Source organism: Dongia rigui, from assembly GCF_034044635.1.
GTDB classification, from domain to species: Bacteria; Pseudomonadota; Alphaproteobacteria; order Dongiales; family Dongiaceae; genus Dongia; species Dongia rigui.
The window spans coordinates 1,693,867-1,706,706 of sequence record NZ_JAXCLX010000001.1 but is presented as its reverse complement, the minus strand read 5'-3'; the positions used below and the strand labels follow the sequence as shown (position 1 = coordinate 1,706,706).

General features: G+C 62.1%; 11 protein-coding genes. 7 read left to right on the top strand and 4 right to left on the bottom strand.

Features of this window, described 5'->3' with window-relative positions; genetic code table 11:
* The gene (locus SMD31_RS07955) at positions 1-915 is read left to right on the top strand and encodes a fatty acid desaturase (protein WP_320500277.1); all 915 of its coding nucleotides are present in this window, start codon (positions 1-3) and stop codon (positions 913-915) included.
* Entirely contained in the window at positions 915-1,580 is a 666-nt protein-coding gene (locus SMD31_RS07950; RefSeq protein ID WP_320500276.1) for a phytochelatin synthase family protein, read from the top strand. Before SMD31_RS07955 ends, SMD31_RS07950 begins: the two co-directional genes overlap by 1 nt.
* 158 nt (positions 1,581-1,738) lie before the next feature.
* Here SMD31_RS07950 and SMD31_RS07945 read toward each other — a convergent pair whose 3' ends face one another.
* On the bottom strand, positions 1,739-2,242 hold the full coding sequence (locus SMD31_RS07945; protein WP_320500275.1) for a tetratricopeptide repeat protein: 504 nt from the start codon (positions 2,240-2,242) through the stop codon (positions 1,739-1,741).
* A gap of 391 nt (positions 2,243-2,633) precedes the next feature.
* Between SMD31_RS07945 and SMD31_RS07940 the strand changes: the two genes are divergently transcribed.
* Positions 2,634-6,098 carry an FAD-dependent oxidoreductase gene (locus SMD31_RS07940; RefSeq protein WP_320500274.1) on the top strand — a complete coding sequence of 1,155 codons (3,465 nt, stop codon included), beginning with the start codon at positions 2,634-2,636 and terminating at the stop codon, positions 6,096-6,098.
* A 262-nt stretch (positions 6,099-6,360) separates the two neighbouring features.
* Here SMD31_RS07940 and SMD31_RS07935 read toward each other — a convergent pair whose 3' ends face one another.
* The 3 genes from SMD31_RS07935 to SMD31_RS07925 form a co-directional block, all read right to left on the bottom strand.
* A complete protein-coding gene (locus tag SMD31_RS07935; RefSeq protein ID WP_320500273.1) occupies positions 6,361-6,552 on the bottom strand; it encodes a hypothetical protein in 192 nt (63 codons plus the stop codon).
* 92 nt (positions 6,553-6,644) lie between these two features.
* Positions 6,645-8,324 carry a methyl-accepting chemotaxis protein gene (locus SMD31_RS07930; protein WP_320500272.1) on the bottom strand — a complete coding sequence of 560 codons (1,680 nt, stop codon included), beginning with the start codon at positions 8,322-8,324 and terminating at the stop codon, positions 6,645-6,647.
* A gap of 239 nt (positions 8,325-8,563) precedes the next feature.
* A complete protein-coding gene (locus SMD31_RS07925; protein ID WP_320500271.1) occupies positions 8,564-9,925 on the bottom strand; it encodes a globin-coupled sensor protein in 1,362 nt (453 codons plus the stop codon).
* 398 nt (positions 9,926-10,323) lie between these two features.
* On the opposite strand from SMD31_RS07925, the gene SMD31_RS07920 reads away from it, so the two are divergent.
* From SMD31_RS07920 to SMD31_RS07905, 4 genes are read left to right on the top strand one after another with little or no spacing between them, the layout of a single operon-like run.
* The gene (locus SMD31_RS07920) at positions 10,324-10,947 is read left to right on the top strand and encodes a DUF1638 domain-containing protein (protein WP_320500270.1); all 624 of its coding nucleotides are present in this window, start codon (positions 10,324-10,326) and stop codon (positions 10,945-10,947) included.
* 8 nt (positions 10,948-10,955) lie between these two features.
* Positions 10,956-11,264 (top strand): virulence factor, encoded by a 309-nt coding sequence (locus SMD31_RS07915; protein WP_320500269.1) that lies wholly within the window; start codon positions 10,956-10,958, stop codon positions 11,262-11,264.
* A 12-nt stretch (positions 11,265-11,276) separates the two neighbouring features.
* On the top strand, positions 11,277-11,831 hold the full coding sequence (locus tag SMD31_RS07910) for a methylenetetrahydrofolate reductase C-terminal domain-containing protein (protein ID WP_320500268.1): 555 nt from the start codon (positions 11,277-11,279) through the stop codon (positions 11,829-11,831).
* Positions 11,828-12,838 (top strand): methylenetetrahydrofolate reductase, encoded by a 1,011-nt coding sequence (locus tag SMD31_RS07905; RefSeq protein ID WP_320500267.1) that lies wholly within the window; start codon positions 11,828-11,830, stop codon positions 12,836-12,838. Before SMD31_RS07910 ends, SMD31_RS07905 begins: the two co-directional genes overlap by 4 nt.
* Positions 12,839-12,840 lie beyond the last annotated feature (2 nt).

Genomic DNA, 12,840 nt, shown 5'->3' with positions numbered 1-12,840 from the left:
ATGATGGTTGAAATCGACGCGACACCGGTGGAACGCGAGAATTCGGCCCAGGCGCTCAAAAACCTGGTGACGCGCAGCGATGCCGCCGGCCTCACGCAGCTTGCCCGTCATGCGGTGGTCCTCGTCGTGACGGCGACACTGATTATGGCGGCACGCCATTCCCTCTGGCTGTGGCCGGCGATGTTCGTCCATGGCGTGGCGCTGGTTTTTCTCTTTGCACCCTTGCACGAAACCATTCACCGCACGGCCTTTGCCACGCGCTGGCTCAATGACGCGGTGGCCTTCGTCATCGGCGTGCTGCTGGTTTTGCCGCGCGAATATTTCCGCGCCTTTCACTTCGCCCATCACCGCCACACCCAGGATCCGGCGCGTGACCCGGAACTCAGCACACCGCGCCCGGCCACCCGCCGGCAATGGCTGCTCTATGTCAGCGGCTTGCCCTATTGGTATTGGCAATTGCGCGGCTTGGTAACACGCGCCCTCGGCCAAGTGCCGGAAGATTTCTACGGCAATGACACGCAGCGGCAGAAGGTCATCGCCGAATCGCGCCTGATCATCGGCATCTATGGCGCAATTCTCACCCTATCGCTCGCCGCCGGATCGGATATCGCGCTCCGCTATTGGCTCCTGCCGGTCCTGCTCGGCCAGCCGATGCTGCGGCTCTATCTGCTGGCGGAACATTGGGGTTGCCCGCTCGCCCCCGCGCCGATGCTGCAGCGCTCGCGCACGACCTATACCCATCCCATCGTGCGCTTCCTTGCCTGGAACATGCCCTATCATGCCGAACATCACGCCAATCCGGCGGTCCCATTCCATGCTCTGCCCCAGGCCAATGCCTTGCTGGCGGGCGAGATCGGCACGACCAGCCCGGGCTATGTCGCGGCATCGTGCTGGATCTATGAAAGGCTCAGCTGATGGACAGCCCGAAGATATCAACGCTCTCGCGGCTCGCTACCGACAATGATTATGTGCGGCGAAACCCGGCGCCGAATTTCTGGGCGCTGATGCCGCATCAGCTGCACCAGCACACCGATTCATCCTGTTCGTTGGCCAGTGCCGTCATGGTGCTCAATGCTGCCCGCGGAGTTGAAGGGCAGAACCGCATCAGCGGCCTGGTGAGCGAGAAGCGCCTGCTGGATCTCTTCGACCACACCGATTGGCGCGCCGGCATCGCGCCGGAAGGCGGCGGGCGCAAATTGCTGGAGCTTGCCGATCATCTGGAGCAGGCGCTGGCGTATTACGCGCTTGCCGGTTGGCGCGTCGAGCGTAGGCCCGTGGCCCGCGCGGATGCCGCTGCTCTTGCCACCCTGCGCGCCGATCTCGCGGCGATGGAAGCAGGCGCCGGCAGCTTCCCCATCGCCAATTTCCATCTTGACGATTTCTACGGCGACGGCAGCGATATCGGCCATTTCTCACCGCTCGGTGCCTATGATGCAGCGACCGATCGCGTGCTGGTGCTCGATGTCTACAAGGCCGATTACGAGCCCGCCTGGGCACCGCTCCCGCATCTCCTCAAGGCCATGGCGCATCCTTGCGAGGATGGGATGCTGAGGGGCTATCTGGTGGTGACGCGGGGATAGTTTGCAGAATGCGTCATCCCCGGGCCCTGTCGGCGTATGCCGACATGCGTCGGCGAAGACCCGGGGATCCACATGTGACGCTTGTGAGAGTGGATGCCCGGATCAAGTCCGGGCATGACGATCTTTTTTGGTGGCAGCTGCGAGCCTGAAGCTAGCCCTCAATTGATGTTGTTGTCGTCCTTGTAATCGTCGATCGCTTCTTCCAGTGTGTCGAACTCGTCGCAATCGTCGCAGGCGGCCTTCAGCACCGCGAGCTGCTTCTCGGCATTGGGCAGATCCTTCTGCTCCAGATAAAGCTCGCCCAGATATTCATTGGCGCCGAGATGCTTGGGCTCCAGCGCCAAGGCTTTCAGGTAATATTCCATGCCGGCCTTCCAATTGCCCATCTTGCGGTTGGCAAAGCCCAGCTGGTTGAGCGCGTCGGCATACTCGCCCTTTTCCTTGATCGACTTCTGCAGCAGCGGAATGGCCGCCGCGTATTTCTCGTCATCGATCAGATCGACGGCTTTCTTGTAGTCGTCGGCCTTGGCGGCGGGTGCCGTCGAATCCGACCCCATGGAAAAAGCGTGGCTGGCGACGCCTAAGCTGAGGCCCGTCATCAGGGCGATCAACGTCATGCGGGTGAAGGATGGGCGGATGAAGGTTGGGCGCTGGCTTGTCATTTCTATCTCCTCTTCTCTCTCGTAAACGTCTTGATCCGGTTGATCATCTGTCGGGCGTCGTCGGACCTACCCAGTTCCCCGCGCCGTCCTGCCGATAATGGGCAGCTTCCGGACGGCACGCTGTGAACCGGGTCACACGGCACTTCAGCCAGCGGGTCAGTCTCGTTCTTCTTGTGGCGGGCAAGTATTTGGAAAGGCCCGCCAAATGTCTAACCACGAATTCGCGAGCGAGGTTGCGATTGTTACCCTACAGATAAGATACCCTGCAGCGCAGCAATCGCCTGCCTGCGACGGGAAAGCCCTTGCGCGCAATTGTTTGTGTACGAATAATAACCCCCGAGTGAGCCACCTAAATGCCGCGCGTTCAGTGTGTTATGAAGGAAGCCACCTGATGGATGATCTGGCGCTGCCGCACGGCCTGCGTTTCGACGATCTCTACGACCCCGCCGGCCTTGCCCGGCTGGATGACGCCTTTCTGACATATCTCGGCGATAGCGACCCGGCCTTGCTGGGCCGGCTTGGCGCCGCGCGGGCAACGCCCAGCGCGCTGGATGCCAAGGCGCACTCCCAGCTGATCCTCGATCTCGCCCCCTGGCTTGAGGATTTCATCGGCACGCTGTTCGGCATCACGCGCGAACTTCAAGCGCTGCAGGGCGCGCACAACCGCCTGGCGCCGCTCTATACCTGCAAGCGCCTTTTCGTTCAGCGCCGCGCCTTGAAGGCCTATGGCGCGGACAAGATCGCGCGAATCGATGCCGATGCCTTGCGCGTAGAATTGACGCCCCTCATCGGCGGCACCTTCGATGAACTGGCCTTTGCCACGGCCGTCGACGGCTGGTGCCAGGACGAAGCGGCGCATGCGGTGCCCATCGACCTTGCCCTGCAATACGCCGCCTGGGCGACGCAGAGCGAGGCGGGGAAAGAGCGCCATCGCGACGGCATCCTCTTCAAGGCACCACGGAAGATCGATCCGCTGCATCTGCTGCATCTCGAGACGGAAACGCGGGACGGTGTCACATCCTATAAGCTTGGCGCCGACAAGCTGCGCCACCGCGAAGGCTTCGCCCTCACCGATCACGGCACCGATCTCAAAGGGGCGCTCGATCACGCCAATTACTGCATCTGGTGCCACAACCAGGGCAAGGACAGCTGTTCCAAGGGCCTCCATGAAAAGGACGGCACGTTCAAGAAAAGCGTCTTCGGCGTGACGCTCGCCGGCTGCCCGCTCGAAGAAAAAATCTCCGAGATGCATGCGGCCAAGGTCGCCGGCCAGCCCTTAGGCGCGCTGGCCATCATCGCCATCGACAACCCGATGGTGGCGGCGACCGGCCACCGTATCTGCAACGATTGCATGAAGGCCTGCATCTATCAAAAACAGGAACCGGTCGATATCCCCCAGGCCGAAACACGGACGCTGAAGGACGTGCTGGCGCTGCCCTATGGGTTCGAGATCTACAGCCTGCTCACGCGCTGGAACCCGCTCAATTTCCATCATCCCGTCGCCAAGCCATCTTCGGGCAAGAAGGTGCTGGTGGTGGGCCTCGGCCCGGCCGGTTATACCCTGGCGCATTACCTGATGAATGACGGCCATATGGTGGCGGCGATCGACGGGTTGAAGATCGAGCCGCTGCCGCCTGAGATTTCCGGCGTCACGGCGACGGGTGCGCGCGTGCCCTTCCGCCCCATCCGCGACATCGCCGATCTTAGGGAAGAATTGGGCAGCCGCGCCATGGCGGGGTTCGGGGGTGTCGCCGAATACGGCATCACCGTGCGCTGGGATAAGAATTTCCTCAAAATCATCCGCCTGCTGCTGGAGCGGCGGCGGAGCTTTGCCATGTTCGGCGGCGTGCGCTTCGGCGGCACGATCACCTTAACCCAAGCCTGGGCGATGGGCTTCGATCATGTGGCCCTCGCGATGGGGGCGGGGAAGCCGACTTTGCTCGACATGCCGGGGGGCCTCGCCAAGGGTGTCCGCATGGCGTCGGATTTCCTGATGGCGCTGCAATTGACCGGTGCGGCCAAGGCCGATTCCATCGCCAATCTGCAATTGCGCCTGCCGGCGGTCGTCATCGGCGGCGGCCTCACTGCCATCGATACGGCGACCGAGGCGATGGCCTATTACCCGCTGCAGGTTGAAAAATTCCTGACGCGCTATGAGACGATTGCGGCCGAGAAAGGCGAGGCGGCACTGCGGGCTTCGTGGAACGCTGTTGAATTGCCCGTTGTCGATGAATTCCTCACCCATGGCCGCGCCATCCGCGCCGAACGCGCGCGTGCGGCCGCCGCAGGAACGCATCCCCGCATCTCGGAAATGCTGCAGGAATGGGGCGGCGTGACACTCGCCTATCGCCGGCGCCTCATCGACGCGCCGTCCTACACGCTCAATCATGAGGAGGTGGAAAAGGCGCTGGAGGAGAACATCCGCTTTGCCGAAAATCTGACGCCGACCCGCATCGATGTGGATGAGAATGGCTTTGCGACACGCATCCATTTCACCCATGCCGATGGCACGGCGCATGACCTTCCGGCCCGCGCTGTGCTGGTGGCGGCAGGGACGCGGCCCAACACGGTGCTGGCACGCGAAGACGCTGCCCATTTCGGCCTCGACGGGCAGTATTTCCGCGCGCTTGATGACGCGGGTGCCGTGGTGACGCCGGAAAAACTCGCCAAGCCCAACGAGGTCCGCGTCATCACGCTTGCCAAGGATGATGGCCGGGCAGTCAGCTTCTTCGGCGATCTGCATCCGAGCTTTGCCGGCAATGTGGTGAAGGCGATGGGCAGCGCCAAGCAGGGCTGGCCCGCAGTCGCCACGGCGCTGGAAAAACGCACGCGGCAAGACGATGCCGCCGCTTTCCTGGACGGCTTGAACAAGCGCCTGCGCGCGCGCGTTCGCGTCGTCAATCGCCTGACGCCCACCATCGTCGAGGTGGTGGTTGAGGCGCCCCAGGCCGCGGCCAATTTCCAGCCCGGCGAATTCTATCGCCTGCAGAATTTCGAAAGCCTCGCCCCCCGCAGTGGCGACACCGTGCTCGCCATGGAAGGTCTGGCCCTCACCGGCGCCTGGACCGATCCCGATGCGGGCCTGGTCGGCCTCATCGTCCTGGAGATGGGCGGCTCGTCATCACTTTGCACCGAGCTGGCCCCGGGCGAGCCGGTGATCCTGATGGGCCCGACCGGTGCGCCCACCGAAATTCCTGCCGGCGAAACCGTGCTGCTGGCCGGCGGCGGGCTCGGCAATGCGGTGCTGTTCTCGATCGGCCGCGCGTTGCGGGCGGCGGGGTCGAAGGTGCTCTATTTCGCTGGCTACAAGAAGCTGGAGGACCGCTACAAGGTCGCGGACATTGAAGCTGCCGCCGATATCGTCATCTGGTCATCGGATGAGGCGCCGGGATTTGCGCCGACACGGCCGCAGGACAAAACCCATGTCGGCAACATCATCGACAGTATCGTCGCCTATGCCGATGGGAGGCTTGGTCCCGTCCCGATCCCGCTCGGCGATGTCGACCGCATCATCGCCATCGGCTCCGACGGCATGATGGCGGCGGTGCAGCGCGCAAGGCATGAGGTGCTGAAACCCTATCTGAAACCCGCGCACTGCGCCGTGGGCTCGATCAACTCGCCCATGCAATGCATGATGAAGGAAATCTGCGCCCAATGCCTGCAGCCGCATAAGGACCCGGTGACGGGGAAGGAAAGCGTCGTCTTCTCCTGCTTCAACCAGGACCAGGACCTCGACCGCGTCGATTTCGCAGGCCTCAGGCAGCGCCTGGGTCAGCAATCGGTGCAGGAAAAACTGACCCGCCACTGGATCAGTCACACGCTGCAAAACCTCGATCGCGACAAGGCGGCGGAATAGGGGAAAGGCTGGGTCGTCTGCGCCAGCCCACCTTTGCCGGTCAGTACATCCGTGATCCGGCGAAAGGGTTGGGCGGCGGGCTGAAGCGCGCTTGCAAACGGGGTTGCAGTTGCGGGCCTTTCGCCTATTTCGACCAGGACGGCCACTGGGGTGCGGCTCCATCCGTCATGGAATTGAGATGGGGTTCAGCCCATTCCTTTTCAATGTGTCGCGTGCCACATTTTGTGCGTAACACAAGCACGCGCGCGTAAAGAAATGCCGCTTAGTAGAGGCGGATACGGGAAAAGGCGACCGGATCGATGCCGACGCGGCGCAGATCGGCAGGTGCTGGCTGGCGACCGAATTCCAAGGCGCTGGCGCAGGCACGGGCCGCGGCCCAAGCGCCAAAAACAGCCGCTATGGTGCTCCAGGGGCTCGGCGTGGCGGCATCGCCACTGAGGGATTGGAGTAACATGTGGCTCATATCCGGTCTCCTAGATTGATGGACTGGATATGGGTTTCATGCTGCGGCGCAACCAGGTGACATTGCGCCGCAGCACGGATGCCTCAAAGGCTGCGCACCTTGTGCAGGAAGGTATCGACCTCGCGCTTCAGGCGTTCGCCGTTATGGGCCAGTTCGCTGGCGGCGCTCAGCACCTGGGTCGAGCCGGCACTGGTCTGCTGCGAGGCTTGTGTCACACCGACGATGTTGCTGGAAACCTCGGCGCTGCCGGCTGCCGCCTGCTGGACGTTGCGTGAAATCTCCTGGGTGGCAGCCCCCTGTTCTTCCACGGCCGACGCGATGCCGGTCGAGATTTCGTTCACACGGCCGATGGTCTGGGTGATGGTGCCGATGGCTGTCGCCGATTGATCGGTCGCCTCCTGGATCGAGCGGATCTGTGCGGCGATCTCGTCGGTGGCGCGTGAGGTCTGTGTCGCCAGCGTCTTCACCTCGGACGCCACGACGGCAAAGCCCTTGCCGGCCTCACCCGCGCGCGCTGCCTCGATGGTGGCGTTGAGGGCGAGGAGGTTTGTCTGGCCGGCGATGTCGTTGATGAGGTTCACGACCTCGCCGATCTTCAGCGCGGCCTCCGACAGGCTCTTCACTTTGGCATTGGTGTCGTTGGCCTGGTCCACGGCGTTGCCGACGATCCGGGTCGATTCCGAAACCTGACTGGAGATCTCGCTGATCGAGGCCGAGAGCTCTTCGGTGGCCGAGGCCACGGTCTGCACGTTCTGCGACATTTCTTCGGTGGCGGCAGCGACCGCGGTCGATTGCTGCGCCGTTTCCTCGGCTGTGGCGGAGAGGGTCTGCGCCGTCGATTGCAGCTCAGTTGCGGCGGCGCTCACCACGGCCACCACTTCGGTGATCACGGTTTCGAAGGCGGTAACGGCCAGTTCCACTTGACGACCGCGCTCGGCCTGGCGTTCGGCCTCCTGCTTGGCTTCCTGGTCCAGCTTGCGCGCCTTGATCATGCCTTCCTGGAAGACAAGGCTCGCTTTGGCGATATCGCCCATCTCGTCGCGGCGATCGGTTTCTGGCACCTTGATGTCCAGGTTGCCGGTTGCCATGGTCTGCAAGGTGCTGGCGATGGCGGTGGCCGGGCCGCTGATGCCCCGTACCAGGACGACGGCGGCGACGACGCCGAAGAGGATCGCCACGACCAGACTGACGATGACGATCATGCGCGACGAGGCATAGATGGCATCGCCCGTGGCGCTGGCGGCGCTGGCACCATCCTTGTTGAGCTTGGCGAGGGCCGTCAGCGTGGTGGAGGCATCGTCAAAATGCTGGCGCGCCTCACCCTTGAAGAGCGCCGACGCTTCGTCGTTCTTGTTCTGGCGCGACAGTTCGATGACTTGCTTGCTCTTCTGCAGATACTCATCCCATTGCTGGCCGAACTTGTCGTAGAGCGCTTTCTCCTCGGGCGAAGAAATCAGCGGTTCGTAGATCTGGCGATTATCGGCGATGATCTTGTTCTGCGCCTCAATATCGGCTTCCGCCTTGGCCATTTCTTCATCAGTCGTCGACATGATGTGGGTTCCCTGCGCGATGCGCAGATCCGACGTGTTCATGTTGAGCTTGTCGGTGATGTCGACGCTGGGCAGCCAGTTTTCGGCGATGATGGTCGACTGGTCGTTGACGGCGGCGAGACGGCCAATGGAAAGCACACCCATCGCCGCCATGATGACAAGCAACAAGCCCATGGCCAGCGAGAGCTTCACGCCGATGCGAAGATTCTTCATGATTTTCTCTTTCGATCTTTCAGTGTCCGCGATCACAAAGGACCGGCCCCTGCCGGAATTTCTCCGAATATTTCAATGACAGCCGCGTAAACAAATTGCTAAACCCGCGCTGCCTTCTACCAATGCGTGGGCGGTGATATACCTTCGTATAGTCCAATGCCGATTGCTGTGCGGATTGCTGTCTTAGCAAAGGCCAAATGTCCTATCTCGAACCTGCTGCCGCCTGCCGCAAATGACGGCTAGGCGCGCTGCGACAGGCTGTTCAAGAATCCCTCGACTTCATTTTCCAGCGCATGGGTCTGTGCCATCAGATCGGTAATCTCATGCGAAACGCTGTCGGCGATCCGGTTGGCGACACCGATGGAACTGGCCACCGCCGCCATGCGGTTGGTGACATCCGTCGTGCTGCGCGACACGGTCTCGACACTGCGCGCGATCTCGGTCGTGGCGGCACCCTGTTGTTCGACGGCGGCGGCAATCGCTGTCGTGGTATCGCTGATGCGGCTGATGGTGCTGGCGATGGTATGGATGGCCTGCGCCGATGTGCCGGTGGCGGATTGCATGGCCTTGATCTCGCTGGAGATCTGGTTGGTCGCCTCCGCAGTCTGGCGCGACAGGCCCTTCACTTCGGCAGCGACAATCTGGAACCCGCGGCCCGCATCGCCGGCGCGCGCCGCTTCGATGGTGGCGTTGAGGGCCAGCAGGTTGGTGTGGCCGGCAATGTCGTCGATGAGCCGCACCACATTGCCGATATGGCCGGCAGCCTGCTCCAGCGTCGCCACGGATTCGTTCGAACTGTTGGCTTCGCCGACAGCCTGCAAGGCGATGGTGCTGGCGCTGGCGGTCTGGCGCTGGATCTCGTTGATCGCGGCCGTGAGCTCCTCGGCGGCAGCCGAGACGCTTTCGACGTTCTGGGCGGTCACCAGCGAGGCTTGAGAGACGGCCTCGGCATCGGCAGCGGCCGAATGCGCGCTGCTGGTGAGCTCGGTCGATCCGGACTGCAGATGCTCGGAGACTTTTTTGAGCGCCACGATGACGCTACCGACCTTGCCGCGAAAATTCTCGCCGATGCGTTCGATGTCCAGACCGTGTTGGCGTTGCAATTCCTCGAAATAGGCCGAGACGGCGATGTCCATGTCGAGCATGGCAAGCTGGGTCATGGCCGAGACGATATCGCCGAGCTCGACCGTCGCGCGGTGGGCATGAAGGCGCGAATAGCAGGCGATGACGGCGCGACGGATGAGGTGGGACAGCGTGCGGTGATAGGCGGCGATGTACCAGCGCGGCTCCAGGCCGATCTTGGCGTGGATGAGGCCGATCTTCAGGGCAGACTCGAAATAGGCTTCATCGAGCGTGCCAGAGAACAACCGCTTCCAATGCGTCGTCTGGGCCGCTTTGGCATGTTCGATCCGCGCCGGGCTGGAGAACATGCCGGTGAGCTGCGGCCAGTGCGAAAGATGGTCATAAAAGGCGGCGACGGCACCAGGCAGGATGGCTTCGATTTCGCCACGGAATGAGCCGATGACACCAAGGACGTTGGCGTCGATTCCTGAAAAAGCGAGACGTTCGGCGATATGGAGATCAGGCTTGCGCTCGCTCATTCAAATATCCCCTCGATCACTATTGTTTTATGGCGGAATACATCTCAGCGTTGTGGGCCGTGTTGGAAATCTAGCAGGATGAAAACGAGCGAAATTTGATCTAGATCAGATTAAACCTAAAAAATGACTATATTTCAATGGATTAAGAAAAGATTAATGCTCCGACCGGTGTCCTATTCTCTCGGCCATTTAGGCTCTATAGACCATTAATACGAGGAAATGTGACAGATGACCTAGGCGGCACTCTGCGGACGATCATGACCCGACCTCACCTGGGCGTGAGAAAAGTTCAGTTTGCGACATGACGGCTAGTCGTTAATCGACTATCTGCAGTCGCCCCAATTGCAGCCATGTATGGGTAGAGGGCCTAGCAATAGGCCGATTGTTGGAGTGGGAATGTGTCGAACGCGGCCAAGTCGGGTTGCCTGATCATTGCCTGCGGCGCGCTGGCCAAGGAATTCGTGGCTGTGCGCGACGCGAACGGCTGGTCGGATGACCAATTGGCGGTGACCTGCCTGCCGGCAATCTGGCATAACCGCCCGGACAAGATCCCGGACGGCGTCAGGACAAAAATACGCTGGGGCAAGAAGCGCTTTAAAGAGATCTTCGTGCTTTATGGCGATTGTGGAACGGGCGGCTTGCTCGACGAGGTGCTGAAGGAGGAGGGGGTCGAACGGATCGAAGGGCCCCATTGCTACGATTTCTTCGCCGGGCATGCGGTCTTCGACGGGATGATGGAAGAGGAGTTGGGGAGCTTTTTCCTCACCGACTACATCACCCGCCATTTCGACCGGCTGATCTGGCAAGGGATGGGCCTCGACAAGCATCCGGAGTTGCGCGACGCCTATTTCGGCCATTACCGCCGTGTCGTCTATCTGGCGCAGATCGACGACCCGGCATTGACAGAGAAGGCCAAGGCCGCCGCCGCGCGACTGGGCCTCAGTTTCGAGCGGCGATATACGGGTTACGGCGAGATGGCCAGCTTCATGAAGCAGGCGGCCGCTGCGCAAAAACAGGATTGAAGAACGACATGGCTCAGCTGGTCACCGTCTACTGGCGCGATATCCCCGCCCAGGTCATCGTCAAGAAGGGGCGCGACAGCGCCAAGAAACAGCTCGACGAGCGCTTTGAAAAGGCGATCGACCGCGCCGCCATGCGCGCCAATCTGCGCGACACGGATTCATACCTGGCCGAATGGCGCCGTGCCGCCCCGGTCGAGGTGAGCGACGATCTCGAAGCCGAGGTGGCCAAGGCCGCGGCGGCGCTTGAAGCCGCGTTTCCGGAGGAGAAGCTGAAGGAACTCGTTGACACCGGCGGCGTTGCCGCCGCGAAAGCATAAGGGCGTCATCCCATGTACGCAGTGCGCCTCTGGTCGGTGCGCCACGCAAAGGGCCTCAACCGCTTTTATAAAGCCTTCGAGCGCGTCATCGTGGCCTTGCATCCGCTGTGGAACAAGATCGGCTATGAGAAGATCGAGCGGCCGTTCCAGGTGATGGAAAAGGCCACCAAGGGCCTGCTGTTCGATTGCCAGATGTGCGGGCAATGCGCGCTCTCATCGACCGGCATGTCCTGCCCGATGAATTGCCCGAAGACTCTGCGCAACGGCCCTTGCGGCGGGGTGCGCCCCAACGGCCATTGCGAAGTGAAGCCCGAGATGAAATGTGTCTGGGTCCAGGGCTGGATGGGTGCCGAGAACATGGGCGACCTCTCCAAGATCCAGGACGTGCAGCTGCAGGTCGACAACAAGATCAAAGGCCGTTCCTCGTGGCTGCGTGTCGTGCGCATGGAGAAGAAGGTCGGCGAGTTCGCGCCGAAACCACCCAAGGCACCGCCCGCCAAGAAGCCGGAAGCCGCCAAGCCCGATGCGGCAAAGCCCGCGACCCCGGGTGAGGGGAAGGCGGCATGATGGACCCGCAGATCGATCCAGCGGCACCGCTGCCCCATCTTCCCGGTCATTCCTCGGGCGGGCGCCTGGAGCGCATCCTGCGTGCTGGCAAGTTCGCCGTGACGGCCGAGCTCAACCCGCCGGATTCCGCCGATCCGCGCGATGTCTATGACCGCGCGCTGGTGCTCTCCGAAGTCTGCGACGCCATCAACGCGACCGACGCCTCCGGCGCCAATTGCCACATGTCGTCGGTCGGTATCTGCTCGCTGCTGACGCGGGCCGGCTATGCCGTGATCATGCAGATCTCCTGCCGCGACCGGAACCGCATCGCCATCCAGGGCGATGTGCTGGGGGCGGCCGCCATGGGTGTGCAGAACATCCTGTGCCTGACCGGCGACGGTGTGCAGGCCGGCGACCAGCCGGAAGCCAAGCCGGTCTTCGATTTCGATTCGACCTCGCTTTTGAAATGCATCCGCGGCATGCGCGATGAGGGGAAGTTCCTTTCTGGGCGCAAGATCACCGTGCCGCCGCGCGTATTCTTAGGTGGTGCCGCCAATCCCTTCGTGCCGCCGGTCCATCAGCGCGCCGTCCATATCGGCAAGAAGATCGCCGCCGGCGCGCAGTTCATCCAGACGCAATATTGCTATGACGTGCCGATGCTGCGGTCGTTCATGGACAAGGTGCGCGCGCAGGGCCTGCACGAGAAGGCCTTCTTCCTCATCGGCGTGGGGCCCTTGCCGTCTTCGAAGACGGCGCGCTGGATGCGCTCCAATGTGCCCGGCGTCCATATCCCCGACGCCGTGATCGAGCGAATGGAAAAGTCGAAGAACGAGAAGGCGGAAGGCAAGCAGCTCGCCATCGACCTCATCCAGGAGATCAAGGAGATCGAAGGCGTGCATGGCGTCCATGTCATGGCCTATCGCCAGGAAGAATTCGTCAACGAGATCATCCACGCCTCGGGCGTGATGAAGAATCGCCAGCCGCGACGTGCTCCGCGCCCAGCAGAGCCCGCGAGCGTCGTGGCATAGCC

Coding starts and splice junctions, on each gene's coding strand:
- SMD31_RS07955 (WP_320500277.1), top strand. CDS start 1: ATGATGGTTGAAATCGACGCGACACCGGTGGAACGCGAGAATTCGGCC.
- SMD31_RS07950 (WP_320500276.1), top strand. CDS start 915: ATGGACAGCCCGAAGATATCAACGCTCTCGCGGCTCGCTACCGACAAT.
- SMD31_RS07945 (WP_320500275.1), bottom strand. CDS start 2,242: ATGACAAGCCAGCGCCCAACCTTCATCCGCCCATCCTTCACCCGCATG.
- SMD31_RS07940 (WP_320500274.1), top strand. CDS start 2,634: ATGGATGATCTGGCGCTGCCGCACGGCCTGCGTTTCGACGATCTCTAC.
- SMD31_RS07935 (WP_320500273.1), bottom strand. CDS start 6,552: ATGTTACTCCAATCCCTCAGTGGCGATGCCGCCACGCCGAGCCCCTGG.
- SMD31_RS07930 (WP_320500272.1), bottom strand. CDS start 8,324: ATGAAGAATCTTCGCATCGGCGTGAAGCTCTCGCTGGCCATGGGCTTG.
- SMD31_RS07925 (WP_320500271.1), bottom strand. CDS start 9,925: ATGAGCGAGCGCAAGCCTGATCTCCATATCGCCGAACGTCTCGCTTTT.
- SMD31_RS07915 (WP_320500269.1), top strand. CDS start 10,956: ATGGCTCAGCTGGTCACCGTCTACTGGCGCGATATCCCCGCCCAGGTC.
- SMD31_RS07910 (WP_320500268.1), top strand. CDS start 11,277: ATGTACGCAGTGCGCCTCTGGTCGGTGCGCCACGCAAAGGGCCTCAAC.
- SMD31_RS07905 (WP_320500267.1), top strand. CDS start 11,828: ATGATGGACCCGCAGATCGATCCAGCGGCACCGCTGCCCCATCTTCCC.